Raw genomic sequence first — 25,780 nt, forward strand, 5'->3', positions numbered from 1 at the left:
GGTGCCGGTGCTGCGGGCGCGGCCGGGGCGGCTGCGGGCGCGGGTGCGGCGGGCTCCGGGGCGGCTGCGGGCGCGGCCGGGGCTGCTTCTCCCGCCGCGCCGATCACCGCGAGCTCTCCGCCGATCTCGACGGTCTCGTCTTCGTGCGCGACGATCTTGGTCAGCACGCCTGCCACCGGGGAAGGGATCTCGGTGTCGACCTTGTCAGTGGAGACCTCGAGCAAGGGCTCGTCGACTTCGACCGTGTCTCCTTCCTGCTTGAGCCACCTCGTGACAGTCCCCTCGGTAACGCTCTCACCAAGAGCTGGCATCTGGACGGAGAAGGCCATGCTTTTGACTCCTCGACAGTTGTGTTCGGGTTGTTGAGTTTTGCCGACTTGTGGTCGAAATCCATTGTGCGTGTCGTTCCGGGTCCACGGGGCGTGTTGCAACCGGGAACCTCGCGGTCCCCATCCTGTCATTGATCGTTTTCGGCCGTCGTATGAGGGCCTGGTCACATGTTCCACATTCGCCTCTCAGCAAGTCCTGGCAAACTTGAAACTGGACAGAACGGGCGGTCGCGCCACGGTGGGAGGAGGTTGGACGTGGGTCTTTTCAGCAGGCTCTCGAGGGGACGGGCGGGTTCCGGTCGGCACGGCAAACACGGGGCCGACGCCCAGTACCTGGCGAACTGGGCGCACACCCACACCGGTGTCGAGGCCTATGTCGAGCCGCAGACCACCGTCACGCCGGTCACGGTCGTGCTCGTCGCGAACGACGGGGAATGGACGCGACGCCCGGTCGGCGGGGTGCACGGGGCGCGCCGCCTCGGCGAGGATCTGCACATCCCCGTCTACGACGTTCACAAGACCGGGTATCCGCAGCGGATGCGCGACTACGACGCCCGGCAGAAGATCCTGCGCAACCGCGCCCGCGAGGCGTAGGCGGCTGCGCCGCCCGTGAGTCTTTCCGGCCCGCGGAGGGGCCGGAAAGACTCACGGGGCGTCAGCCCTGCTCGTCGATGTCCTCGAGGACGCCGATCATCGTCCGCACCGGGACCCCGGTGCCGCCCTTGCCCGTGTAGCCGAACGGCCCGCCGGTGTTGTATGCCGGTCCGGCCACGTCGATGTGCGCCCACTGCACGCCCTCGGCGACGAACTCCTTGAGGTAGATCGCGGCCGCCAGCATGCCGCCCCATCGGTGGTTGGTGACGTTCGCGAGGTCCGCGACCTTCGAGTTCAGGTCCGCGCGCAGCTCGGCGGGCAGGGGCATCGCCCAGGCGTTCTCGCCGATCTCCTGCGAGATCCGCGCCACCCGGTCGCGGAACTCGTCGGTGCCCATGACGCCGGGGGTGCGGTTGCCCAGCGCCACCATCTGCGCGCCGGTCAGGGTGGCGGTGTCGATCAGGTAGTCGGGCTTCTCCTCGCAGGCCCGAACGATCGCGTCGGCCAGGATCAGCCGGCCCTCGGCGTCGGTGTTGATCACCTCGACCGTGGTGCCGCCGTACTGGGTGAGCACGTCGCCCGGGCGCTGCGCGGTGCTCGAGGGCATGTTCTCGGCCATCGGCACCCAGGCGTCGACGCCGACCTTCAGTCCGAGCTTGGCCGCCAGCACGACCGTCGCGACGACGGCCGCCGCGCCGCCCATGTCGGAGGTCATGTTCTCCATGCCCGCCGCCGGCTTGATCGAGATGCCGCCGGTGTCGAAGGTGATGCCCTTGCCGACCAGGGCCACCGACTTCCCGCCTGCGCCCTTGTAGGTGAGCCGGACCAGCCGCGGCTGTCGCGAGGAACCCTTGCCGACACCGAGGATGCCGCCGTAGCCGCCCTTCTCGAGCGCCTTCTCGTCGAGGATCTCCACCTTGAGTCCGGCTGCCGTGCCGAGCGCCTTTGCGCGGGCGGCGAACTCCGCCGGGTAGAGGTGGCTCGGCGGGGTGTTCACGAACTCGCGCGCGGTGGCGACGGCCTCCGCGATCGCCGCGGACCGGGCGAGGGTGCTCGCAGCCTCCTGGGCCGAGGGCTCCTCGACGAGCAACTCCACGCGGGCGAGCGGCTTTCCGTTGTCCTTCGGCGCCGACTTGGCCGACTTGAACCGGGTGAAGGTGTAGGCGCCGAGCGAGAAGCCCTCCGCCGCCGCGCCGAGGTCGAGGGCGGACAGCGTGGTGGCCGCGACGGTGGTCCCGGCCAGGGCGCGGGCCGCGACGCCCGCGCACTCGCGGATCCGCTGGGCGTCGACATCGTCGGGGTCGCCGAGTCCCACCGCCAGGATGCTGGCGACGCCCGAGCCCGCGGGCGCCGGGATCCTGGTCAGCTCCTCGGCCTTGCCGGTGGCCCCCACCGCGATCAAACCGGCGAGCACGGCCTCGGCGGTCGCGTCGTCGAGTGCGTCGCCGACCGAGGCCTCCGGGCCGTCGGTTCCCGTCGTCAGGCCGATGACGAGGACCTCCACCGATTCGGCGATGGATCCGGCCAGCGCGAGCTCGGGGCCGAGGGGTGAGGTGGTGGGCTTGGCGGCACTCACGTCGATCTCCTGATCTGTTGGTGAACAACTGCGCGCCAACTCTAGTGCGGCGGCGGTGCCCCGGTCGGCTAGCGTGGACGCCCATGAGCGACGCAGAACTCTTGCAGGGCCCCCTCCGCGCGGTGCACGCCGAACTGGGTGCCACCTTCGCCCCCTTCGGCGGCTGGGAGATGCCGGTCTCCTACGCGGGTGTGGTGGCCGAGCACACCGCGGTCCGCGAGAGCGTCGGCGTCTTCGACGTCAGCCACCTGGGCAAGGCACTGGTCGCGGGGCCCGGCGCGGCGGAGTTCGTGAACGCCTCTCTCACCAACGATCTCGGCAAGATCGGACCCGGCCGGGCCCAGTACACGTTGTGCGCCACCGAGACCGGCGGCGTCACCGACGATCTGATCGTCTACTACGTCAGCGACGAGGAGGTCTTTCTCGTCCCGAACGCCGCCAACACCGCCGCCGTCGTCGCGGAGCTGGCGGCCAAGGCGCCCGCCGGGATCACGGTGACCGACCAGCATCGCGAGTTCGGAGTGCTCGCCGTGCAGGGGCCGAAGTCCCCGGAAATTCTTGCCGCGCTGGGTCTTCCGTCGGACATGGACTACATGGCGTTTGCCGATGCGGAATTCGGGGGCGTCACCGTCCGGGTGTGCCGCACCGGGTACACCGGTGAGCACGGCTACGAACTGCTGCCCGCGTGGGGCGACTGCGAGAAGGTCTTCCGTGCGCTCGTCGCCGAGGTCCGTGCGGCGGGCGGCGAGGTCGCAGGCCTCGGCGCCCGCGACACCCTGCGCACCGAGGCCGGCTACCCGCTGCACGGTCACGAACTGTCGACGGAGATCTCGCCGCTGCAGGCGCGCTGCGGCTGGGCGATCGGGTGGCAGAAGCCGCAGTTCTGGGGTCGCGCCGCGCTCGTCGCCGAGAAGGAGGCCGGCCCCGCCCGCAAGATGTGGGGCATCAAGGCGCTCGACCGCGGCGTGCTGCGTCAGGGTCAGACCGTGATGCGCGACGGTTCGCCGATCGGGGAGACCACCTCGGGCACCTTCTCGCCCACCCTCAAGGTCGGTATCGCCCTTGCGCTGCTCGATTCGGATGCGGGGGTCGGAGCGGGCGATCAGATCGAGGTCGACGTGCGCGGCAGGGCGTTGCGCTGCGAGGTCGTCAACCCGCCGTTCGTCCCCGTCCACACGAAGTAACCGCCCTCACCCTGTTCGATAGGATCCTGGCCATGACTGGTGTTCTCGAGTTCACGCGCATCCCGCACCCCTCGCCCGCCACCGCCGCGGAGCGCGATCAGGTGCTGGCTGCGCCCGGCTTCGGGAAGTTCTTCACCGATCACATGGTCACGATCGACTACACCGAGGGCGTCGGGTGGCACAGCCCGACGGTCCGGCCGTACGGTCCGCTCGAGCTCGACCCCGCGGCGATGGTGCTGCACTACGGGCAGGCGATCTTCGAGGGGCTCAAGGCCTACCGTCAGCAGGACGGGTCCATCGCCTCGTTCCGGGTGACGGCGAACGCGGACCGGTTGCGCGCCTCGGCCCGCCGGATCGCGATGCCGGAGCTGCCGGACGACCTGTTCGTCGCATCCGTCACGGAACTGCTTGCGGTCGACCGGGACTGGGTGCCCGCGGCGGGCGGTGAGGACTCGCTGTACATGCGCCCGTTCATGATCTCGACCGAGGTGGGGCTCGGCGTGCGCCCGGCCACCGAGTACCGCTACCTCCTGATCGCCTCGCCCGCGAGCGCGTACTTCCCGCGCGGGGTCAAGCCGGTGAGCGTGTGGTTGTCCACCGAGTACGTGCGCGCGGCCCCCGGCGGTACCGGTGCGGCGAAGTTCGCGGGCAACTACGCGGCCTCGCTGGTCGCGCAGGCGCAGGCGGCCGACGAGGGCTGCGACCAGGTGGTGTGGCTGGACGCGAACGAGCGCCGCTACGTCGAGGAGATGGGCGGGATGAACCTGTTCTTCGTCTTCGGGTCCGGCTCGTCCGCCCGCCTGGTGACCCCGGAGCTGTCCGGTGCGCTGTTGCCCGGCATCACCCGGAACTCGCTCCTGACGCTGGCCGCCGACGCGGGGTTCGCGGTCGAGGAGCGCAAGATCAGCACCGACGAGTGGCGCGAGAAGGCGGCCTCCGGCGAGATCACCGAGGTGTTCGCCTGTGGCACCGCCGCGGTCATCACCCCGGTCGGCACGGTGAAGTCGGCGGCGGGTGAGTTCACCATCGGCGACGGCGAGCCGGGCGAGGTCACGATGGCCCTGCGCGACACCCTCACCGGGATCCAGCGCGGCACGTTCGCCGATACGCACGGGTGGATGTCCACCCTGGCCTGAGCGCCGCCACGGGGTAGGCGTTGTTCGCCACGGGGGTCGTGCTCAGCCGCCGAGCACGAACCCAGCGGCGACCACCGTCACCGCCACCTCGACCGCCGCGCCGAGCACGTCCCCGGTGATGCCGCCGAACCGGCGGACGCAGTGCCGGGTCAGCACAGCCGTGAGGGCGAGCGCCGCGAGCACCACCACCGGGCCCTGCCACCAGCGTCCGGGCACCGCGTACACGGCGGCGGCGGCGAGCGCCAGAGCCCACAGGGCGCACGACCATCGGCCCTGGCTGTCCGCCACCAGCGCGCCGAACCCGGTGGGGCCGGCCGCCGGTACCCCGCGCCGGCAGGAGAGCACGACCGCCACCCGGCCCGCCGCCACCGCGACGCCGATCGCGATCCACTGCCCGGACTGGGCCAGCGAGCCGAACGAGAGTGCCTGCGCGCCGATGCAGACGATGAGGGCGACCACGCCGAAGGGGCCGATGCCCCCGCTGCGCATCACCTCGAGCGCGCGCGGGGGCGGTCCGTAGCAGCCGAGCCCGTCGACGGTGTCGGCCAGCCCGTCGACGTGCATGCCGCGGGTGAGCAGGGCCAGTGCCGTCACCGCGACCAGCCCGGCCAGGGCGGGATCGAGCGAGGCCGCGAGCAGCAACCAGAGCAGGCCGGCGCAGGTGGCGCCGAGCAGCAGCCCGACCACCGGGGTCGCGGCGATGGCCCGACGGCCCGCGACCCGGTCGATCGCCCGGGCGTCGGGATCGTGGCGCGCGGGCAGCACCGTCAGCCAGGACAGGGCGAGCCGGATCCCGCCCAGCGCGGCGCCCACCGTCAGCGCGCCTCGGCGCCGGACTCGCGATCGTCGTCGCCCGCCGCGGAAACCGTTGCGTCTTCCCCGGATTCGGTCGAGTCGGATTCGGTGCTCACGCCGGCGTCGGCGAACGTCGCCATGTTCGCCAGCGTCGCGACCGCGGACTGGAGGACCGGGAGGGCGACGAGCGCGCCGGAACCCTCACCGAGTCGCATGCCCAGCTCGAGGATCGGCTCGAGCTGCAGGTGCTTGAGGGCGATGGAGTGGGCTGGTTCGGTGGACCGGTGGCCGGCGACCCACCATTCGCGGGCGCCGGGAGCGAGGTCCTGCGCGACCATGGCCGCAGCCGTCACCACGACGCCATCGAGGATGACGGGGGTCCGGCGCAGCGCGGCCTGGGCCAGGAACCCCGCCATCGCCGCCAGGTCGGCCCCCGCGCCCACCCGCAGCAGCGCCACCGGGTCGGCGGTGACGGGCCGCACCCGCCGCATCGCGTCGCGGATGGCCGCGGTCTTCCGGCTCCAACCGGCGTCGTCGACGCCGGTGCCGCGACCGACCGCGGCGACCGGTTCGGTGTTGGTCAGCGCGGCGATCAACACCGTCGCGGGGGTGGTGTTGCCGATCCCCATCTCGCCCGCGATGAGCAGGTCGGCGCCCGCGTCGACCTCTTCGTCGGCGATCGCGCGCCCGGCGGCGATGGCCCGCAGCGTCTCCGCCTCGCTGAGCGCGTCCTCGCGGTCGATGGAACCGCTGGAGCGCCGGACCTTGTGGGTGGAGACGGTGGCGTCGGTGTCGGTCGCGACGGCGATGTCCACCACCCGGACCCCGGCCCCCGTCGTGGCGGCGAGCGCATTCACCGCCGCGCCGCCGGCCTGGAAGTTCGCCACCATCTGCGCGGTCACCTCGGCGGGGTACGCGGACACCCCGTGCGCGGTGACGCCGTGGTCGCCCGCGAACACCACCACCCGAGGGCGACCGAACGGCCGGGGCGGGCACTGACCCTGGCAGGCCGCCGCCCAGCCGCCGAGGGCCTCGAGCCGTCCGAGCGAGCCCGCGGGCTTGGTCAGCTGTTGCTGGCGGGCGTCGGCCTGGGCCGCCACGGCGGGGTCGGGGGGCGTGACCGCGTCGAAGGTCGCCTCGGTCGGGGTGCCCGATTCGGTTGTCACAGTTGACCTCTCACTTCAGCGGGGTGTCGCTTGAACGTGTCGCTCGAGAATGGTGTCACTTGAGTCTGGTCGCCAGTCCGGCGACCACGAGCAGCACCTCGTCGCAGACCTGGGCCATCCTCGCGTTGAGTGCGCCGATCTCGTCGCGGAACAGTCGACCGGACCGGGTCTCCGGGATCACGCCGAGGCCGACCTCCGGGCTGACCAGGACGAGTCTGCCGCGATGGTGCGCGACCGCGTCGACCAGGTCGTCGATGCGCGGGGCGAGGGTGCCCCGCGGGCTGTCCCAGGCGTCCGCCGCGTCCATCTCGGCGGTCAGCCAGGTGCCCAGGTCGTCGACCATGGTCGGGGTGGGGTCGGCGCGCAGGAGCTCGGCGAGTCCGGCGCCTGCCGCGCTCTCGACGGTGTCCCATTCGCGCGGTCGGCGGGTCCGGTGTGCCTCGATCCGCTGCTCCCAGTCGGTGTCGGTGGGATCGAGGCGGGCGGTCGCGATGTAGCGGACCGGGGTCGGTGCGGGAGCGGTCGACGGCCCGCCCATCAGCGCCTCGGCATGGCCGGATTTCCCCGATCTGGCCCCGCCGAGCACGAGGGTGCGCAGCGGCGGAGGCGGCGGGGCGGGGGACGGCACGGGCTAGACGGTACCAACGGCCGGGGTCCGGGCGCCGAACCGTCGGCGGTAGGCGGCGGGTGCCAGCCCGACCTGCCGGTGGAAGTGGTGGCGCAGCAGCGCGCCGGAACCGAATCCGCAGCGGCCCGCGATCTCCTCGAGTCCGTAGCCGGTCTCCTCGAGGAGATGCTGTGCCATCAACACCCGTTGTGTGGTCAGCCATTTCACCGGGGTCGTCCCGGTCTCGGCCGCGAACTTCCTCGCGAACGTGCGGGTCGACATCGAGGACCGCGCGGCCAGGCTCTCGATGCTGTGGGCGGCGTCGAGGTGTTCGCTCATCCATCGCAGGGTGTCGGTGATGCTGTCGTTCGTGCAGTCGACCACCGCCCGCTCGATGAACTGACGCTGGCCGCCCTCCCGTTGCGGCGGTACCACCATTCGCCGCGCGATGGTGTTGGCGACGGCGCTGCCGAGTTCGCGCCGGACCAGGTGCAGGCAGGCGTCGATCCCGGCGGCAGTGCCCGCGCTGGTGATGAGGTTGCCCTCGTCGACGAACAGGACGTCCGGGTCGACGGTGGTGGCGGGAAAGGCGCGGGCCAGCTCGTGCGCGTGGACCCAGTGGGTGGTGCACCTGCGGCCGTCGAGCAACCCGGCCGCCCCCGCCAGGAACGCGCCGGAGCAGACCGTGAGCACGGTGGCGCCCGCGTCGGCGGCCTCCCGCAGCGCCGCGACCACCGTGGGCGGGAAGTCGGTGCGGGTCGCGGAGGCCGGGATCGCGACCAGGTCCGCCCCGCGCAGTCCGTCGAGTCCGCGTTCGGGGGTGATGGTGATGCCGGGGGTGACGGACGCCAGGGGCACGCCCGCCTCCGGGCCGCAGACCCGGAAGTCGAAGGCGGGCAGGCCCACCGCGGTGCGGTCGATGCCGAACACCTCGCAGACCACGCCGAACTCGAACATGGCGGCATGATCGACGAGGAGCACCGCGACCGAGGACAGCATGAGAACAGTCTATGGCGCGATATTGACGAAGTATGTCATTGCTGCCACTGTTGGCGGCAAATCTATGGTCGCAAAATAACAGCCATGACCACATTCATTGCGCTCGTCCTGCTGATGATCGCGCTACAGGGAGTCTTTGTGGCGGTCGGCCGTCGCGGCCGGTCCGGCAGCGCCTCGGGTTCGGCGAACGTCGTCGATCGGGATGCCGAACGGATGTTCGCCGACCTCCAGGCCGTGCGGCACCGGGCGCCGCACAGCTGAGGGGTGTCGACTAGACGGCGGCGCCGGGGGAGACCCGGGGCTGCGGCGCCCGCATCTTCCGGATCTGGGAGGCCCGGACGAACGCGTACCAGCCGAGCTTGAGGCCGCCGTCCGCGGTGTCGGGGAACTTCTCCCGCACCTGCCGATTGATGGTGCGCCCCATGATGTACCCCTCGGCCAGCATGAACAGCATCAGCACCAGCATGCCCAGCGTGACGATCGACTGGATGGCGGGGTTCAGGAACATCGCCATGATCAGCAGCAGGGCGAGCGGCATGAACAGCCCGACCAGGTGCCTGCGGGAGTCGACGAGGTCGCGGACGTAGGCGCGCACGGGCCCCTTGTCGCGCGGCAGCAGGTACTTGTCCTCGCCCGCGAGCATCCGGGCGCGTCGGTCGGCGGCGGTCGCGCGACGCTCCGCGGCCGCCTGCTTGCGCTCTTCCTTGCTGCCCTGGTTCTGCTTGCGGCGTGCTCGCGCCTCCTTGGCGGTGAGCGGTGCGGGCGCGACCGGACCGCGTCGCCTGGCCTCCGCCTCGCGCCGCTTCGGCGTCGGCCGCCCCTTGCCCTCGGTCTCGGACGAGGTGGTCGGTTCGACCGCGGTCGACTCGACGACCTCGTGGTCGCCGTTGTCGGGGGTGTCGGAGTTTCCTCGGCGCAGCAGCTTCACCCCTCCAGGTTACTTGCCGGGTGCCCGGCGATTCGCGCCCGTCCCGCGGGGGTTGTCGCGGGACGCTCGTCGGCGCGCTGCCGGACGGCGGCCCCGGTCCTACACTCGGCCGATGCGCGTGCTGATCGCCCCGGATTCGTTCGGCGACACCCTCACCGCGGTGCAGGCGGCCGCGGCGATGGCGGCCGGCTGGTCGGTGGACAGACCCGAGGACGAGCTCGTGGTGGCGCCGCAGTCCGACGGCGGGCCCGGATTCGTCGATGTGCTCGCGGCCCGGATCGGCGAGCCGGAGGCCGTGACGGTCGAGGGTCCGCTCGGCACGCCGGTGCGGGCGCGGTGGCTCGCGGCCGGGGACACCGCCTACATCGAGTCGGCACAGGCGTGCGGGCTGGCGTTGCTCGGCGGGCCGCCGACGCCCCGCACCGCGGTCGCCGCGCACAGCCGCGGCGTCGGGCAGCTGATCGCCGCGGCCGTGGACGCGGGTGCGACCACGGTGGTGATCGGCCTCGGCGGCAGCGGCTGCACCGACGGTGGCAGGGGACTGGTCGAGGTGCTCGGGAGCGGGGCCGACGGCGCCGCGGTCGCCTCCGCGCGAGCGCGGCTGGCGGGGATCCGTCTGGTCGCCGCCACCGACGTGCGGAACCCGCTGCTCGGCGAGCACGGCGCGGCCGCGGTGTTCGGGCCGCAGAAGGGGGCGGACGCGGCGGCCGTCGAGCTGCTGGAGCGCCGCAACACGGAGTGGTCGAGGGTGCTGGAGGCGGCCACCGGCACCCGCGTGGCCGACGCGGAGGGGGCGGGCGCGGCAGGCGGGATCGGCGCGGCACTGCTGGCGCTCGGCGCGACGAGGGAATCCGGGGCCGCGGTGGTCGCGGCGCACACCGGGCAGGAGGCGCTGCTGGCGTCCGCCGATCTGGTGCTCACGGGGGAGGGCCGGTTCGACCACCAATCGCTGCGCGGCAAAGTGGTGATCGCCCTCGCCGAGGCCGCGGGCCGGCACCGGGTGCCGACCGTGGTGATCGCGGGGCAGGTGTGGCTCGAGGCCGGCGCGGCCGAGGCCGCGGGCCTGCGCGCGGTGTACTCGGTGGCCGACCATGCGGGATCGGTGGGCCTGGCGATGTCGGACGCGGCCGGCCAGCTCCGTGCGCTCACCGCGCGGGTGGCCCGGCGATGGCCCGAGGGAGGGTGACCGCCGGTGGCGCGTTCGGGGCGGGGCGCGGCACACTGGACACAGACCCGGACCGGAACAACCCGACGGCGCCGTTCACGGCGTCGGAGCCGTCAGGAATACTGCACGGCAGAGTACCGTTGAAGCGTTCACGGGTTTGTACGAGCGAACAGGGAGAGCCCATGACTGTGCAGAACGAGACGACAGCCCCGGTCCAGACGGAAGCGCACAAGGTCACCATGACCGACGCCGCTGCGTCGAAGGCGAAGGCGCTGCTCGACCAGGAAGGTCGCGACGACCTCGCGCTGCGCATCGCCGTGCAGCCGGGCGGCTGCGCCGGACTGCGTTACCAGCTGTTCTTCGACGACCGGAACCTCGACGGCGACCTGATCGTCGAGTTCGGTGGCGTCAGCCTCGCGGTCGACCGGATGAGTGCGCCGTACGTCGAGGGCGCCTCCATCGACTTCGTCGACACCATCGAGAAGCAGGGCTTCACGATCGACAACCCGAACGCCACCGGCTCCTGCGCCTGTGGAGACTCGTTCAACTGATCGACCCCCGCGACCCACCGGTCGCGTGAGTTCGTCGACACACCTCTGACGCGGTGCCCCTCGGGGCCCGCGTCAGAGTCGTCTCCGGGGGCGACCCGGCCGGACGCTGTTGTCGCGGCGCCGGCGGCGTGCCGGGTACCGTGGGCCTTTTGCGGCACCGAATGCCGCGGCATCGACGAACTGAAAGGTCCCTGCGCGTGACAATTGCGGTCACCGGCTCCATCGCCACCGATCACCTGATGCGGTTCCCCGGGCGCTTCGCCGACCAGCTCCTCGCCGACCAGCTCAGCCACATCTCGCTGAGCTTCCTGGTCGACGACCTGGTGGTGCGGCGCGGCGGCGTCGGCGGCAACATCGCGTACGCCATGGGCGTGCTCGGTGGCACCCCGCTGCTCGTCGGCGCGGTCGGCGCCGACTTCGCCGAGTACCGCGCGTGGCTCGAGTCCGCGGGCGTGAACTGCGACTCCGTCCACGTCTCCGAGACCGCGCACACCGCGCGTTTCGTGTGCACCACCGACGAGGACATGGCGCAGATCGCGTCGTTCTACCCGGGTGCCATGAGCGAGGCCAGGGAGATCTCCCTAGCCGGACTGGTCGAGGGCCTCGAGCTGGTCCTGATCGGCGCCAACGACCCCGCCGCGATGATCCGGCACACCGAGCAGTGTCGCGAGTTGGGTCTGCCGTTCGCGGCCGATCCCTCGCAGCAGCTCGCGCGACTGTCCGGCGCGGAGGCGAAGGAACTGATCGGCGGGGCGAAGTACCTGTTCACGAACGAGTACGAGTGGGGCCTGCTGCTGCAGAAGACCGGGCTCACCGAGGCCGAGGTGGCCGAGCAGGTGGGGCTGCGGGTCACCACGCTCGGGTCCAAGGGCGTCGAGATCGTGGACCGCGAGGGCAACTGGGTCCGCGTCGGCGTCGTGCCGGAGAAGGCGAAGGTCGACCCCACCGGCGTCGGCGACGCCTTCCGCGCCGGATTCCTCGTCGGGCAGGGCTCGGGGTTGAGCCTCGAGCGCTCCGCCCAGCTCGGCTCGCTGGTCGCGGTGCTGGTGCTCGAGACCGTCGGCACCCAGGAATGGACCCTCGACCGCGACGACGCCGTCAAGCGACTGGCGGACGCCTACGGCACCGAGGCCGCGGACGAGATCGGCGCCTTGCTGAAGTAAGGCGCCTGCGGCGCCTGTGCGCGGTTGACGAGTCCTGAGACTCGTCAACCGCGCACAAGCGCGCAGCGCCTCTCTACACGTGGACCGGGTAGACCGGTTCCTGGATCTGCGGCACGATCCGCTGCTCCACGAAGATGCCGTGCCAGACCATGAAGCACAGCACCGTCCACAGCCGACGGCTGTGATCCGACCCGCCGTCCCGGTGCTCGTTCAGCATCGCCGCGACCGCCGCCTTGTCGAAGATGTGGTCGGTCTGCGAGTCCGCGATCTGCTGGTGCGCCCAGTCGAACAGCTCGGTGCCGCGCAGCCAGTGCCGCAGCGGAACGGGAAAGCCGAGCTTGGCCCGGTGCAGCACGTGCGGCGGGACGATGCCCTCCAGCGCCTGACGTAGGGCGTACTTGGTGGTGTCCTTCGTGATTTTCTGGTCCAGCGGCACCCGCGAGGCGACGTCGAAGACCTCGGTGTCGAGGAACGGCACCCGCAGCTCCAGCGAGTTGGCCATCGTCATCTTGTCGGCCTTGACGAGGATGTCGCCGCGCAGCCAGGTGAACAGGTCCAGGTGCTGCATCCGGGCGACCGGATCCCAGTCCCGGGACTGCGCGTAGATCGGCGCCGTCACGTCCTGATGCGTCCACTCCGGCCGGAAGTCGCGCAGCACGGCCCGCAGCTGGGTGTCGTTGAAGCTGCGGGCGTTGCCGTAGTAGCGCTCCTCGAGCGTCATCGAACCCCGGTTGAGCAGGCTCTTGCCCCGGGTGCCCTCGGGGATGCGCTCGGACAGCTTGCCCGCCGCGCGGCGCAGGCCGCGGGGCAGGTACTCGAACGGCTTCAGTGAGAGCGGCTCGCGGTAGATCGTGTAGCCGCCGAACAGCTCGTCCGCGCCCTCGCCGGAGAGCACGACCTTGACGTGCTTGCGGGCCTCCTTGGCCACGAAGTACAGCGGTACCAGCGCCGGGTCGGCGACCGGGTCGTCGAGATACCAGATGATCTCGGGGATCGCATTCGCGAACTCCGCGGGGCTGACGACCTTGACGATGTGCCGGGCACCGATCGCGGCCGCGGACTCGGCGGCCACGTCGACCTCCGAGTAACCCTCGCGCTCGAACCCGGTGGTGAAGGTGATCAGGTTGGGGTTGTGCCGCATCGCGAGCGCCGCGATGGCGGTGGAGTCGATGCCGCCGGACAGGAACGAGCCGACGGTCACGTCCGCGCGCATGTGCTTGGCGACCGAGTCCTCGAGCGCCTCGGCGATCTCCCGGTACCGCGCCTGCTCGGTGCCGGCCGCGAACGGCTTGACCGGGAACGTCGGCGCGAAGTAGCGGGTGATCTTCGGCGCCTCGCCCGCGCGGACCCAGGCGTGGCAGCCGGACTCGAGGCGACGGATGTCGGCGTGCAGCGTCTCGGGCTCCGGCACGTACTGCAGCACCGTGTAGTGCTCGGTTGCGCGGGGATCGAGCTCGGTGCCGATGCCGACCAGCTCGGCCAGTTCGAGCAGGCTCTTCTTCTCGCTGCCGAAGGCGGTGCCGCCGCTGCCCGTCGCCAGGAACAGCGGCTTGATCCCGAACGGGTCCCTGGCCAGGAACAGGTCCTTGGTCTCGGTGTCCCAGATCGCGAACGCGAACATGCCGCGCAGCCGGCGGACCGCGTCGGCGCCCCAGTAGTGGAACGCCGCGACGATCGCCTCGCTGTCGCCCTCGGTGTTGAACTGGGCGTCGTGGTCGCGGGCCAGCTCGGCCCGCAGCTCGAGGTAGTTGTAGATCTCGCCGTTGAAGGTCAGTGCGTACCGGGTCGGGTTCTCCGGCGGGCCCCAGCGCAGCGGCTGATGCGAGTGCTCGATGTCGATGATCGAGAGCCGATTGAATCCGAAGACCAGGTCGTCGTCGTTCCAGGTACCGTGCTCGTCCGGCCCGCGGTGGCGCAGGCAGTGCATCGCCGAGTCGACGCGGGCGACCGCGTCGTCGGTGGTGCCGGAGGAGGTCAGTAGCCCGAGCAGTCCGCACACGGCGTCCATTACCTCAATTCGCTCTTGGGGGAGGCTCCACACTGGTATGCAGCGGATTGCCGAATAACTCTGCCGAGTATGCCGCAGACTCGCCGAAGTGATGTTGTGACCCGACGGTGGAGAGGCGTCAGCTTTGGTCTACGCTGCGTAGTATTCGGGCGTCCGGCTGGGGCTGCCCTTATTCATTGCGGCGATCAGGAAGGCGTGAACGTGGCGCAGAGTCGGATCCTTCGGCGAGCAGGGCTAGCAGCATCTTTGGGCCTTGCTGCCATGCTGCTGTCGGGATGTTCGATCGACAATTCGGTGCTTCGGTTCGGATGGCCGTCGGGCATTACCCCGCAGGCTGAGCGGATGCGTGAACTGTGGACCTGGTCGGTCATCGCCGCCCTGTTCATGGGCGTGATTGTGTGGGGCCTGACCTTCTGGGTGGTCATCTTCCACCGGAAGAAGAAGGACTCCCCGGAGTTCCCCAGGCAGACGGCCTACAACGTGCCGCTGGAGCTCTTCTACACCGCGGTGCCGTTCGTCATCATCGCCGTGCTCTTCTACTTCACCGTGGTCGTGCAGAACTACGTCCACGAGAAGAAGGACGACCCGAACGTGGTGGTCGATGTGACCGCCTACCAGTGGAACTGGAAGTTCGGATACCGCAGCATCGATCTGCGTGAGGGCGGCGCCAAGTACGACGGTGTCGACGTGGCCGCGCAGGCGTACGCCGAGGCCCCGGCCGAGGAGCAGGTGCTCCGCGGCCATGAGATCCCGGCGCCGAACGCGGGCCTGGGCGCCAACGACATCTCCTACCTGCGCTTCGACAAGATCGAGACCGTCGGATCCAGCGAGGAGATCCCGATCCTCGTGCTGCCCACCGGCAAGCGCATCGAGTTCGTGCTCAACGCCGCGGACGTCATCCACGCCTTCTGGGTGCCGGAGTTCCTCTTCAAGCGCGACGTGATGCCGAACCCGGAGCAGAACCACTCCGACAACGTCTTCCAGATCAGCGAGATCGAGAAGGAAGGCGCGTTCGTCGGCCGTTGCGCCGAGATGTGCGGCACCTACCACTCGATGATGAACTTCGAGGTCCGCGCGGTCAGCCCCGCGAAGTTCGCCGAGTACATCGAGCTGCGCAAGCCGGCCGACGAGGGTGGCCAGGCGCTCACGACCGCCGAGGCCCTCGCGAAGATCGGCGAGTCGCCGGTCGCGACGTCCACGCAGCCGTTCAACACGGAGCGGACGTACCGGCAGGCCACCACCGTCCTCGAGGGCGAATACCAGTAGCAGTGCCGACGGCACCCAGACCCATCAACCGCTGAAGGACTTGCTGAAATGAAGATCGAAGCCAAGCTCTTTGAGATCTTGACGGTGTTTTTCATCCTCGTCGCGATCGTGTACGGCGTCTTCACCGCCGCCTCCCGCACCGGCGTCGAGTGGGCCGGGCTGACCGCGATCGTGCTGTCCGCCGGACTGACCCTGATCGTGGGCACCTACTTCCGGTTCGTGGCGCGTCGACTCGACACCCGCCCCGAGGACTACGACGACGCCGAGATCTCGGACGGCGCAGGCGACCTGGGCTTCTTCAGCCCCGGTAGCTTCTGGCCGGTCGTGCTGGCCTTCGCGGCGGCCTTCACCGCGGTCGCGCTGGCCTTCTTCCAGCCGTGGCTGATCGTGGTCGGCGTGGTGCTGGTCCTGGCCTCCGCCGTCGGCCTGGTCTTCGAGTACCACGTGGGACCCGAGAAGCACTGAGCCACAACATCTGAGCACGACGAGGGCACCGAATCCCCAGCGGGGGTTCGGTGCCCTCGCCGTTGCGGCAGGCGATTCGCTCTGCCAATCGGTCGGTCGTTCGGCATCGTCGGCGCTATCGTCGGTCTGGCAAGGCGCTGTCGGCGGTTCCGGCACGGGGCCGACGGGCGTTCCGATGGATGACAACGGAATGTGAGTAGCCATGGTGGATCGAGCGGGCGAGTTTCGAGGGGTTCTTCCGATTCCGGACCGGCAGCACATCGGTCTGACGACCTACGACGCGAAGGACCCGGACACCGCGTTTCCACCGATCGAGCCGCTGCTCCCGCCGGAGGGCGCCCCGAACGTCCTCGTGATCCTGCTCGACGACGTGGGCTACGGGGCCAGCAGCGCGTTCGGGGGACCAGTGCACACGCCGACCGCCGAGAGGCTGCAGCGCGACGGACTCACCTACACCCGGTTCCACACGACCGCGCTCTGTGCGCCGACCCGGGCCGCGCTGCTCAGCGGCCGCAACCACCATTCGGTCGGGATGGGCCTGATCACCGAGACCGCGACCTCGGCGCCCGGCTCGTGCGGGATCCGACCGAACACCAAGGCCGCGTTGCCGATGACGTTGAAACTCAACGGCTATTCCACCGCCCAGTTCGGCAAGTGCCACGAGGTGCCGCCGTGGCAGACCTCGCCGGTCGGCCCGTTCGACGCCTGGCCCTCCGGCGGTGGCGGGTTCGAGCACTTCTACGGGTTCATCGGCGGCGAGAACAACCAGTACTTCCCGGCGCTGTACGACGGATTCGCGCCGGTCGAGCCGGACCGGACGCCCGAGGAGGGTTACCACCTCACCGAGGACCTTGCCGACCGGGCCATCGAGTGGGTGCGCACCCAGAAGGCGCTCGCGCCCGACAAGCCGTTCTTCGTCTACTTCGCCCCCGGCGCCACCCACGCGCCGCACCACGTGCCCGCCGAGTGGGCGGACAAGTACGCGGGCCGGTTCGCGGGCGGTTGGGACGCCGAGCGTGAATCGATTCTCGATCGGCAGAAGCAGCGCCAGATCGTGCCCGAGGGCGCCGACCTGACCGATCGGCCCGACGCGATCCCGGTATGGGACGACATGGACGACGCGCTCAAGCCGGTACTGGAACGCCAGATGGAGGTGTATGCGGGCTTCCTCGAGCACACCGACTTCCACGTCGGCCGCGTCGTCGACGCGATCGACGCGATGGGGGCACTCGACAACACCCTCGTCTACTACATCATCGGCGACAACGGAGCCTCCGCCGAGGGAACGCTGAACGGGGCATTCAACGAGATGGCGAACTTCAACGGCCTCGCCGCGATCGAGACCCCGGAGTTCATGGCCGAGATGAAGGACAAGCTCGGCACCGCCGAGGCCTACAACCACTATTCGGTGGGCTGGGCCTGGGCGATGTGCTCGCCCTTCCAGTGGACCAAACAGGTCGCATCGCATTGGGGTGGAACCCGCAACGGGACGATCGTGCACTGGCCCGACGGCATCAGCAGCAAGGGCGAGATCCGTTCTCAGTTCACGCACGTCATCGACGTCGCGGCCACCGTGCTCGAGGCCGCCGGGCTGCCCCATCCCACGTTCGTCAACGGTGTGCAGCAGGCGCCGATCGAGGGCACCAGCATGCTCTACAGCTTCAACGACGCGGCCGCGCCGGAGCGGCACGACCTGCAGTACTTCGAGATGGCCGGCAATCGGGGTATCTACCACAAGGGCTGGAGCGCGGTCACCCGCCACAGCACCCCCTGGCTGCCGAACGAGGTACTGCCCGCGCTCGACGACGACGTGTGGGAGCTCTACGACGGCACCACCGACTGGACACAGGCCCACGATCTCGCAGCCGAGATGCCCGAGAAGCTCGCCGAATTGCAGCGACTGTGGCTGATCGAGGCCGTGAAGTACAACGTGCTGCCGATCGACGATCGCCGCTTCGAACGACTGAACCCGACCATCGCCGGTCGCCCCCAACTGGTCTCGGGCAACAAGCAGGTGCTGTTCCCCGGGATGAAGCGGCTCAGCGAACACAGCGTCATCGACATCAAGAACCGATCGTTCTCGGTGACCGCGGCGGTCGAGACGTCGACGAACGGCGCAACCAACGGCGTCGTCGTTGCGCAGGGCGGGCGTTTCGGCGGGTGGGCCCTGTACGTCAAGAAGGGGCGAACCGCGTTCGTCTACAACCTGCTCGGCATGAGGGAATTCACGATCGAGGCGACCGAGGACATCCCCTCGGGTAGTCATCAGATTCGCGCCGAGTTCGCATACGACGGGGGCGGCCTCGCGAAGGGTGGTGATGTCACCCTGTATCACGATGGCCGCTCCGTCGGTACCGGGCGGGTCGAGCAGACCCAGCCGATGATCTTCTCCGCGGACGAGACGACGGACATCGGCGACGACTACGGGATGTCGGTCAGCGTCGGGTATCCGGGAGAGACCAGGTTCAACGGTCGCATCGACGTCGTGCAGATCGAGGTCGGCGACGACGACCACTCCCATCTCATCGACCCGGAGGAGGTCATCCGGGTCGCTACCTCCCGTCAGTGACGGCAGGCAGGCTCCGTTTTCCGCCGGTGCCGGCCTGATCGGCCGGGTACGTCCACGTGGCAGGGGCCACGTGCGGTGCTGACATGGTGCTCTCCTTGCTGGCCGAAAGCTGTTGTCCCCCTTACGATCCTTCAGGGGAGGGTCGCCAACAACGGCAGTGTGCGCAAAGATCGTCAACCTGTGGCTATACGAAGGGGGTTGCCGCATGGAGCGGCGCGACATCGAGATCTTTCTGACCCTGTCCGAGGAGCTGCACTTCGGGCGGACGGCGGAGCGTCTGCACGTGTCCACCGCGCGGGTCAGCCAGACCATCAAGGCGCTCGAGCGCCGGGTGGGAGCACCGCTGTTCGAACGGACCAGCCGCCGGGTGACCCCGACCCCGATCGGTCGAAGGCTCGAGGAGGACCTCAGGCCCGCGGACGAGCAGATCCGTCAGGGCATCGCCAGGGCGATCGCCGCCGGTCGCGGGCTGGACGGCGTGCTGAGGGTGGGTTTCGTCGGGACCGCGCTCGGACAGTTCGTGCTCGAGGTCGCGAACACCTTCCACGAGCGGCACCCCAGTTGCCAGGTTCGGATTCGGGAGAGTCACTACAGCGACGGTGTCGGGCTGCTGTTGGCCGACGAGATCGACGGCCTGGTCGCGGCGGCCGATGTCGGGCAGGTGCGGGAGCTCGAACAGAGCCCGGTTCTGCTGCGCGAGCAGCCGTCGCTCGCGGTGTCGGCCCGACACCCGTTCGCGCGCCGCGCATCGGTGACGGTCGAGGACCTGGCGCGTGCGAAGGTGTTGCGCCCCCGCGGAATTCCGGACGATCTCGACGAGGCCACGGTGCCGCGCACCACACCGAGCGGCAAGGTCATCGAGCGCGGACCCGACTTCGGAACGGTCCAGGAGATGCTGGCGCTGGTCGGCGCCGGCCAGGGGGTGTTCCCGGTGCCCACACACGCCAGTCGGTACGACGCGCGCCCGGACGTGACGTACGTGCCGGTCGTCGACGGCACCGCCCTCGAATGGCGGCTGATCTGGCGGGCGGCGGGCCAGACGAGCCGGATCCGGGCCTTCTCGGAGGCGGCTCAGGACTTCGTGGCGGCGCGGGGGAACCCGTTGCTGGAGGGGTGAGCGGCTCCGGTCGCACGCCGGCGTGCGCCGTGGGGGAGGGGTTCGCAGTGCGGGCACCGGGCCGCCGGAACGACGAAGGCCCCGAACCCAGTGGGTTCGGGGCCTTCGTCAGGTTCTGACCGGGGTCAGTGCCCGCCGTCCGTGGACGGCTTCTGGTCGTCGGCGTACGCGCCGTGACCGTGGGCCTTGTCCTGGTAATCCTTGAGGATCGCCAGCTGGTCGTGCTCGTTCTTGTGCTCGGCCGCGAGCAGTGCCGCGGCCTCGTCGGCCGGATCCGCGACGAGCAGGGATCCGGAGCCGGGCTTGCCTGCCGAACCGAGCTTGTTCATCTTCTTCGGGATCGCGGCGCCCTGGTACTCCAGCGGGATCGGGTGGCCGTGGTCGTCCACGGGTCCGAGCGGCTGGTGGACCTCGACGTACTCACCGTGCGGCAGACGCTTGATCACGCCGGTCTCGATGCCGTGCTCGAGCACCTGGCGGTCGCTGCGCTGGAGGCCCAGGCAGAACCGGTAGGTGACGAAGTAGGCGAGCGGCGGCAGCAGGATCAGGCCGATGCGACCGATCCACGTCATCGCGTTCAGGGAGATGTCGAACTTGAAGGCGATGATGTCGTTGACACACATGATCGTCAGGATGGCGTAGAACATCAGGGCCATCGCGCCGAGCGAGGTGCGCACCGGAACGTCACGCGGACGCTGCAGCAGGTTGTGGTGAGCGTCGTCCTTGGTGAACTTCTTCTCGATCCACGGGTAGGCGATCAGCACCGTGAACACCAGGCCCATGATGATCGCGACCGCGAACACCGCCGGGACCGTGTAGGTGCCCCACAGGTAGATCTCCCACGCCGGCCACAGGCGCGCCATGCCGTCGGTCCACATCATGTAGATGTCGGGCTGCACGCCCGCGGACACCTGGGAGGCGTTGTACGGGCCGAGGTTCCAGATCGGGTTGATCTGCAGCAGGCCACCCATCAGGGCGAGGATGCCGAAGGTGAACGCGAAGAACGCGCCACCCTTCATCGCGAAGACGGGGAGGATGCGGACGCCCACGACGTTCTGCTCCGTGCGGCCGGGGCCGGGGAACTGGGTGTGCTTCTGGTACCAGACCAGCGCGAGGTGCGCGCCGATCAGGGCCAGGATGATGCCGGGCAGCAGCAGCACGTGCGCGACGTACAGGCGCGGGATGATCAGCTGGCCGGGGAAGTCGCCGTCGAAGACCAGCCACTGCATCCAGGTACCGATCACCGGGATGCTCAGCGTGATGCCGGACAGTGCGGCGCGAAGGCCGGTGCCGGACAGCAGGTCGTCGGGGAGCGAGTAGCCGAAGAAGCCCTCGAACATCGCCAGGATCAGAAGCAGGCAGCCGATGACCCAGTTCGCCTCACGCGGACGCCGGAACGCGCCGGTGAAGAAGATGCGCAGCAGGTGGATGATGATCGACGCGGCGAACATCAGCGCGGCCCAGTGGTGGATCTGTCGCACGAACAGGCCGCCACGGACCTCGAACGAGATGTTCAGCGCGGTGGCGTACGCCCGGGACATCTCGACGCCGCGCAGCGGCTGGTAGGCGCCGTTGTAGACGACCTCCGCCATCGACGGGTCGAAGAACAGCGTCAGGTACACGCCTGAGATGAGCAGGATGACGAAGCTGTAGAGCGCGATCTCGCCGAGCATGAAGGACCAGTGCGTCGGGAAGACCTTGTTGATCTGCCGCCGCATGCCGGCCGCGAGGTGATACCGCGAGTCGAGGTTCTCGCCCGCCTTCGCGGCGTGTGCCGCGACCTTGGACTGGCCAACTGTGGTGGTTGTCATGACGGACGCTCCCAAAATCCGGGGCCAAGAGCCTCGACGAAGTCACCGTTGGCGACCAGGAAACCCTCTTCGTTCACTGTGATCGGCAGCTGCGGCAGTGCGCGGGCGGCGGGACCGAAGATCGGCTTACCGAACTGCAGGGCATCGAACTGCGACTGGTGGCACGGGCACAGGATCCGGTTGGTCTGCTGCTCGAAGAGCGAGGTCGGGCAGCCGAGGTGCGTGCACAGCTTGGAGTACGCGAAGTAGTCGCCGAAGTTGAAGCTCTCCTGGCCCTTGCGCTTGACCGCCCGGTTCGCATCCTCGGTCCGCAGGCGGATGAGCATGACCGGGTTGTCGGCGCGCTTGAGGGCGTGGGCCAGGGCGCGCTCGTCGCCACGCTCGGACTCACGGAACGGGAAGACCGTCTCCATGGCGCCCGCGTCGAGATCCTCCGGGCGAACCAGGACGATGTCGTCGGTGCGACCGGTGTAGCGACGCAGGTAGATGGTCTCGCCGGGGAACGTCGGGGTCCAGCCCGAGGTCCACAGGTCGGACTTGTCGCCCTTGGCCCACGGGTTCTTGATCATTCCGCCGAGCGGCATGATCGCCATGATGCCGAGGGCGCCCGCACCGAAGCCGAGGCTGCGGGTGATGAGCTTGCGGCGACCGATGGTCGAGGTGTCGAGCGTGTCGCTCAGCTCCGCGACGATGGTCTTGCGGTCCTGCTCCGACGAGCCGCCGTCGTGGCGGTCCTGGATGGAGACCTCTTCGGGGATGAACTTCTTCGTGAACTGCACCGCGCCGATTCCGACACCGAGGATCGCCAGACCCATGGTGAGGCCGATCAGCGGCGTGTACAGGTTGTACGCGTCGTAGCCCTCCTCGCCGATGCCCTTGTACTCCCAGGGCCAGAAGAGGTAGATCCCGATGAACGCCAGGGCGGAGATGCCGGCGATCGTGAACCAGATGGCCACGCTCCGCTCGGCACGCTTCTCGGCCTTGGTGCCCTCGACGGGCCACCGCTCGCGGCGGAAGGCGACGTCGACGCCGTCGAGGTTCGTACCGAGTTCGACGAGGTCGTCGCGACTCATCGCGGCGAGCTCTTCCTCGGTGTGCTTCTTAGGCGTATCGCCGTGACCGGCGTCGCTCATGACTTTGCTCCGATCCAGAGTGCTGCGCCAACAACCGCAACGATTCCGATGACCCACATGGCCATGCCCTCGGGGCCGGTGCCGAACCCGCCGAGGCCGTAGCCGCCGGGGTTCTTGGACTCGGTCGCGGACTTGACGTAGGCGATGATGTCCCGCTTCTCGTCCGGGCTCAGCTGCCGGTCGGAGAACTTGGGCATGTTCTGCGGACCGGTGGCCATCGCCTGCCAGATCTGCTGCTCGCTAGCCGGCTCCAGCGCGGGCGCGAACTTGCCGGAGGACAGCGCGCCGCCCTTACCGGTGAAGTTGTGGCACGAGGCGCAGTTCAGGCGGAACAGCTCGCTGCCGCGGGCGACATCGTTGCCACGCAGCGAGGACTGGGCGATCTCGCCGTTCTCGTCGCGGACCACGGTCGGGCCGCCGCCGTTGGCCTGGATGTAGGCGCCGAGGGCGTCGGTCTGCTTGGTGTCGAACTTCGGTGGCTTACGAACGGCCTGGGCCTCGTTGCGCACCGCCGGCATGCGGCCGGAGGAGACCTGGAAGTAGACGGCCGCCTCGCCGACGCCGATGAGGCTCGGGCCACGGTCCTGGACACCCTGCAGGTTCGCGCCGTGGCAGGTGATGCAGGACGTGTCGTAGAGCTGCTTGCCCTCGCGGATCAGCGCTGCCGAATCGTCCGACGCGGTGGCCACCTGCGGAGTCGGTGTCAGCGCCGCGGCGAGGAAACCGGCACCGACAAGGCCCATCATCAGGACCATGGCGCCGGTGACGCGCCGCCGGAACTTTCGCTGCCGACGGGCTTTCGTGGCAGACGCGCTACCGGCGGCTGCTGAAGGGGGGGATGAACTCATCTGTATCCCTTTGGTCTCGCGGGACGGACTGAACGGGCTTGGGCTGTGAACTGCGTTCAGCTTCTTAACGGATGAAATAGATGGTGGCGAACAGGCCGATCCACACGATGTCGACGAAGTGCCAGTAGTACGAGACAACGATCGCAGCCGTTGCCTGTGCCGGGGTGAACTTGCTGACCTTGGTACGCGCGATCAGGAAGACGAAGGCGACCAGACCGCCGATCACGTGCAGGCCGTGGAAGCCGGTCGTCATGTAGAAGACCGAGCCGTATGCGCTGCTCGCGAGCGTGGTGCCCTCGTGAACCAGGTGGTAGTACTCGTACGCCTGGCCGAGCACGAAGAAGATGCCCATGACCAGGGTGATCGTGTACCAGCGGCGCAGCCCGAAGACGTCACCACGCTCAGCGGCGAAGACGCCCATCTGGCAGGTGAAGGAGGAAGCCACCAGCACCGCGGTGACGGGCACCGCGAGGCCGAGGTTCAGCTCGGTGGGCTCCGGCGGCCAGTGTCCGTCCGCCTGCGCGCGCGCGACAAAGTACATCGCGAACAGGCCGGCGAAGAACATCAGCTCGCTGGACAGCCAGACAATGGTGCCGACGCTGACCATGTTCGGCCGGTTCAGCGAGTGCACGCGCTGGGTGATTGCGGATCCTTGGGTCCCTACTGCGCTCGTCACAGACAGAAGTATGACGCTTCGTCGTAAGCGAGTACTACTCGGGTCCGTTCTTGGCGCGTCGCGGCCTGGGACCAGTATGCAGAGGTCTGTGATTGTGCAGGTCGGCGGGCATGTCAGGCTGGTGCCATGGAACGAGTGCGGTGGTGGCACAAGCTCTTCGGGCGGCGTCGGGCGGTGCCGCTCGACGCGGCGCGCGGAGATCTGGTGGTGGTGGCGTCGAGCTTCGACGACGCCGAGGCGTGCAGCCGGGCGCTGGAGCGGGCGGCGGGGTCGGAGCCGGGCTGGATCGCCGAGGCGGACGCGGTCCTGAGGCATCACCTACGACTGCCCGCGGACGAGGTGCAGCAGGCGGCGCGGCTCGCCGGCCAGGACGGGTACACGGTCGCGCCGACGGAGGGACCCGCGCCCGCGGGCGCGGCGGCGCCGGAACCGGGGTCCACGGACCTGGTGGCGCTGGTCCTGCAGCGGGTGCAGATCCTCGATGCGTTGCACTGCTCACAGGAGAGCTCGCGAATGGCTGGGCTGGCGCAGCGCGCGGGTGGCCGCGTGCTCGGATGGGATGCGCTGCAGCCGCCGCGGAATCCGGTTGCCGGTACTGACTAAGCTGCTTCTTCGACTGTGCTGACGGCGACGACAAGAGGCGGTTGCGATGGGGAGTTGGCCTGAGGTGCTCGGTGCGCTGACGGACGGACGTGATCTCGATCCCGGGACCGCATCGTGGGCGATGGACGAGATCATGTCGGACAACGCCACCTCCGCGCAGATCGCGGCGTTCGGCATCGCCCTGAAGATGAAGGGCCCGACCCCGGCCGAGGTGACCGGCATCGCGGACGCGATGCTCGCGCACGCGCGCACGATCGATGTCGATGGCGACGCGGTGGATGTCGTGGGCACCGGCGGTGACCGTCAGCAGACCGTCAACATCTCGACGATGGCCTCGGTCGTGGTGGCCGCCGCGGGCGTTCGGGTGGTCAAGCACGGGAACCGGGCCGCGTCCTCGAAGAGCGGCGGCGCCGACGTGCTCGAGGCGCTCGGGGTGCGGATCAATCTGAGTCCGGACGCGGTCGCACGGTGTGTGCGTGAGGTCGGCATCGGTTTCTGCTTCGCGCCGACCTTCCATCCCGCGTTCCGGTACACGGCCGGTCCTCGCAAGGAGATCGGTATCCCGACGGTGTTCAACGTGCTGGGGCCGCTGACCAACCCCGCGCGGCCGCGGGCAGGCCTGATCGGCTGTGCCTTCGCGGATCTGCAGCCCGTGGTGGCGGGCGTGCTGGCTCGCAGGGGGAGCAGTGCGCTGGTGGTGCGGGGCGACGACGGACTCGACGAGATCACCACCTCGACCACGAGCACGGCCTTTGTCGTGTCCGGTGGGCAGGTGCGCGAGGACAGCATCGACCCGACGGCGCTCGGGATCGAGAGGGTTCCCCTGTCCGCGTTGCGTGGCGGCGATGCCGCAGCGAACGCCGAGATCGCGCGGGCGGTGCTCGCCGGTGAGCGGGGCGCCGTGCACGACGCCGTGGTCCTGAACGCGGCCGGGGCCATCGCCGCCTACAACGGTCTGTCGGGCCCGCTGGACAGTGCCCTGAGCGAGGGCATCGACCGGGCCGTGCGCGCCATCGACAGTGGCGACGCGGCGGCGGTGCTCGAGCGCTGGGTCGCGGTGTCGACCGAACTGGCGGACTGACGGCCGGTCC

The 25,780-nt window shown here is 69.6% G+C and carries 25 protein-coding genes; 13 read left to right on the forward strand and 12 right to left on the reverse strand.

Features of this window, described 5'->3' with window-relative positions:
* The coding region (locus ACFQS9_RS03680) for a biotin/lipoyl-containing protein (RefSeq protein WP_378401701.1) at nt 1-329 on the reverse strand (329 nt) is incomplete at its 3' end.
* A gap of 255 nt (nt 330-584) precedes the next feature.
* Between ACFQS9_RS03680 and ACFQS9_RS03685 the strand changes: the two genes are divergently transcribed.
* Nucleotides 585-923 carry an oxidoreductase gene (locus tag ACFQS9_RS03685; RefSeq protein ID WP_378401703.1) on the forward strand — a complete coding sequence of 113 codons (339 nt, stop codon included), beginning with the start codon at nt 585-587 and terminating at the stop codon, nt 921-923.
* Nucleotides 924-984: 61 nt separating this feature from the next.
* Here ACFQS9_RS03685 and ACFQS9_RS03690 read toward each other — a convergent pair whose 3' ends face one another.
* Nucleotides 985-2,499: a leucyl aminopeptidase gene (locus ACFQS9_RS03690; protein WP_378401705.1), complete on the reverse strand. Its 1,515-nt coding sequence runs from the start codon at nt 2,497-2,499 to the stop codon at nt 985-987.
* A gap of 83 nt (nt 2,500-2,582) precedes the next feature.
* Here ACFQS9_RS03690 and gcvT point away from each other — a divergent pair, with 83 nt between their 5' ends.
* A complete protein-coding gene (gcvT, locus tag ACFQS9_RS03695) occupies nt 2,583-3,683 on the forward strand; it encodes a glycine cleavage system aminomethyltransferase GcvT (protein ID WP_378401707.1) in 1,101 nt (366 codons plus the stop codon).
* A gap of 32 nt (nt 3,684-3,715) precedes the next feature.
* Nucleotides 3,716-4,819, forward strand: coding sequence for a branched-chain amino acid aminotransferase (locus tag ACFQS9_RS03700; protein ID WP_378401709.1), 1,104 nt, complete (start codon nt 3,716-3,718; stop codon nt 4,817-4,819).
* Nucleotides 4,820-4,861: 42 nt separating this feature from the next.
* On the opposite strand, the gene ACFQS9_RS03705 is transcribed toward ACFQS9_RS03700, so the two are convergent.
* The 4 genes from ACFQS9_RS03705 to ACFQS9_RS03720 are packed head-to-tail and all read right to left on the reverse strand — an operon-like array spanning nt 4,862 to nt 8,386.
* Nucleotides 4,862-5,620, reverse strand: coding sequence for an adenosylcobinamide-GDP ribazoletransferase (locus tag ACFQS9_RS03705; RefSeq protein ID WP_378401881.1), 759 nt, complete (start codon nt 5,618-5,620; stop codon nt 4,862-4,864).
* 14 nt (nt 5,621-5,634) lie between these two features.
* On the reverse strand, nt 5,635-6,780 hold the full coding sequence (gene cobT / locus ACFQS9_RS03710; RefSeq protein WP_378401711.1) for a nicotinate-nucleotide--dimethylbenzimidazole phosphoribosyltransferase: 1,146 nt from the start codon (nt 6,778-6,780) through the stop codon (nt 5,635-5,637).
* 55 nt (nt 6,781-6,835) lie between these two features.
* Entirely contained in the window at nt 6,836-7,408 is a 573-nt protein-coding gene (locus ACFQS9_RS03715; RefSeq protein ID WP_378401713.1) for a bifunctional adenosylcobinamide kinase/adenosylcobinamide-phosphate guanylyltransferase, read from the reverse strand.
* A gap of 3 nt (nt 7,409-7,411) precedes the next feature.
* Nucleotides 7,412-8,386, reverse strand: a complete 975-nt coding sequence (locus tag ACFQS9_RS03720; protein ID WP_378401715.1) for a GlxA family transcriptional regulator — start codon at nt 8,384-8,386, stop codon at nt 7,412-7,414.
* A gap of 84 nt (nt 8,387-8,470) precedes the next feature.
* Between ACFQS9_RS03720 and ACFQS9_RS03725 the strand changes: the two genes are divergently transcribed.
* Nucleotides 8,471-8,647, forward strand: a complete 177-nt coding sequence (locus ACFQS9_RS03725; RefSeq protein WP_378401717.1) for a hypothetical protein — start codon at nt 8,471-8,473, stop codon at nt 8,645-8,647.
* 10 nt (nt 8,648-8,657) lie between these two features.
* Here ACFQS9_RS03725 and ACFQS9_RS03730 read toward each other — a convergent pair whose 3' ends face one another.
* Nucleotides 8,658-9,314, reverse strand: coding sequence for a DUF3043 domain-containing protein (locus ACFQS9_RS03730; RefSeq protein ID WP_378401719.1), 657 nt, complete (start codon nt 9,312-9,314; stop codon nt 8,658-8,660).
* A 112-nt stretch (nt 9,315-9,426) separates the two neighbouring features.
* Here ACFQS9_RS03730 and ACFQS9_RS03735 point away from each other — a divergent pair, with 112 nt between their 5' ends.
* The 3 genes from ACFQS9_RS03735 to ACFQS9_RS03745 all read left to right on the forward strand — a co-directional run bounded on the left by ACFQS9_RS03735 (nt 9,427) and on the right by ACFQS9_RS03745 (nt 12,193).
* The gene (locus tag ACFQS9_RS03735) at nt 9,427-10,500 is read left to right on the forward strand and encodes a glycerate kinase family protein (protein ID WP_378401721.1); all 1,074 of its coding nucleotides are present in this window, start codon (nt 9,427-9,429) and stop codon (nt 10,498-10,500) included.
* 161 nt (nt 10,501-10,661) lie between these two features.
* On the forward strand, nt 10,662-11,030 hold the full coding sequence (locus ACFQS9_RS03740) for a HesB/IscA family protein (RefSeq protein ID WP_378401723.1): 369 nt from the start codon (nt 10,662-10,664) through the stop codon (nt 11,028-11,030).
* A 197-nt stretch (nt 11,031-11,227) separates the two neighbouring features.
* A complete protein-coding gene (locus tag ACFQS9_RS03745; protein WP_378401725.1) occupies nt 11,228-12,193 on the forward strand; it encodes a carbohydrate kinase family protein in 966 nt (321 codons plus the stop codon).
* A 73-nt stretch (nt 12,194-12,266) separates the two neighbouring features.
* On the opposite strand, the gene asnB is transcribed toward ACFQS9_RS03745, so the two are convergent.
* A complete protein-coding gene (gene asnB / locus ACFQS9_RS03750; RefSeq protein ID WP_378401883.1) occupies nt 12,267-14,192 on the reverse strand; it encodes an asparagine synthase (glutamine-hydrolyzing) in 1,926 nt (641 codons plus the stop codon).
* Between the two features lie 204 nt (nt 14,193-14,396).
* Between asnB and ctaC the strand changes: the two genes are divergently transcribed.
* The 4 genes from ctaC (at nt 14,397) to ACFQS9_RS03770 (ending at nt 19,618) form a co-directional block, all read left to right on the forward strand.
* Nucleotides 14,397-15,467, forward strand: coding sequence for an aa3-type cytochrome oxidase subunit II (gene ctaC / locus ACFQS9_RS03755; protein WP_378401727.1), 1,071 nt, complete (start codon nt 14,397-14,399; stop codon nt 15,465-15,467).
* A gap of 48 nt (nt 15,468-15,515) precedes the next feature.
* Complete coding sequence (locus ACFQS9_RS03760) at nt 15,516-15,932, forward strand: cytochrome c oxidase subunit 4 (protein WP_378401729.1); 417 nt, start codon at nt 15,516-15,518, stop codon at nt 15,930-15,932.
* A 202-nt stretch (nt 15,933-16,134) separates the two neighbouring features.
* Complete coding sequence (locus ACFQS9_RS03765; RefSeq protein ID WP_378401731.1) at nt 16,135-18,501, forward strand: sulfatase-like hydrolase/transferase; 2,367 nt, start codon at nt 16,135-16,137, stop codon at nt 18,499-18,501.
* 205 nt (nt 18,502-18,706) lie between these two features.
* Nucleotides 18,707-19,618: a LysR family transcriptional regulator gene (locus ACFQS9_RS03770; RefSeq protein WP_378401733.1), complete on the forward strand. Its 912-nt coding sequence runs from the start codon at nt 18,707-18,709 to the stop codon at nt 19,616-19,618.
* 125 nt (nt 19,619-19,743) lie between these two features.
* Here the strand turns inward: ACFQS9_RS03770 and qcrB are convergent, their stop codons facing one another.
* From qcrB to ctaE, 4 genes are all read right to left on the reverse strand, one after another.
* Nucleotides 19,744-21,429 carry a cytochrome bc1 complex cytochrome b subunit gene (gene qcrB, locus ACFQS9_RS03775; protein ID WP_378401735.1) on the reverse strand — a complete coding sequence of 562 codons (1,686 nt, stop codon included), beginning with the start codon at nt 21,427-21,429 and terminating at the stop codon, nt 19,744-19,746.
* Nucleotides 21,426-22,562: a cytochrome bc1 complex Rieske iron-sulfur subunit gene (gene qcrA, locus ACFQS9_RS03780; protein WP_378401736.1), complete on the reverse strand. Its 1,137-nt coding sequence runs from the start codon at nt 22,560-22,562 to the stop codon at nt 21,426-21,428. Before qcrA ends, qcrB begins: the two co-directional genes overlap by 4 nt.
* Nucleotides 22,559-23,410: a cytochrome bc1 complex diheme cytochrome c subunit gene (gene qcrC / locus ACFQS9_RS03785; protein ID WP_378401738.1), complete on the reverse strand. Its 852-nt coding sequence runs from the start codon at nt 23,408-23,410 to the stop codon at nt 22,559-22,561. The genes qcrA and qcrC overlap by 4 nt, the downstream gene beginning before the upstream one ends.
* A gap of 64 nt (nt 23,411-23,474) precedes the next feature.
* Nucleotides 23,475-24,086, reverse strand: a complete 612-nt coding sequence (gene ctaE / locus ACFQS9_RS03790) for an aa3-type cytochrome oxidase subunit III (protein ID WP_378401740.1) — start codon at nt 24,084-24,086, stop codon at nt 23,475-23,477.
* Nucleotides 24,087-24,212: 126 nt separating this feature from the next.
* On the opposite strand from ctaE, the gene ACFQS9_RS03795 reads away from it, so the two are divergent.
* Nucleotides 24,213-24,689, forward strand: coding sequence for a hypothetical protein (locus ACFQS9_RS03795; RefSeq protein WP_378401742.1), 477 nt, complete (start codon nt 24,213-24,215; stop codon nt 24,687-24,689).
* A 46-nt stretch (nt 24,690-24,735) separates the two neighbouring features.
* Nucleotides 24,736-25,770: an anthranilate phosphoribosyltransferase gene (trpD, locus tag ACFQS9_RS03800; RefSeq protein WP_378401744.1), complete on the forward strand. Its 1,035-nt coding sequence runs from the start codon at nt 24,736-24,738 to the stop codon at nt 25,768-25,770.
* Nucleotides 25,771-25,780: the final 10 nt, after the last annotated feature.

It is taken from the genome of Rhodococcus daqingensis (assembly GCF_042665615.1).
GTDB lineage: Bacteria > Actinomycetota > Actinomycetes > Mycobacteriales > Mycobacteriaceae > Rhodococcus_G > Rhodococcus_G daqingensis.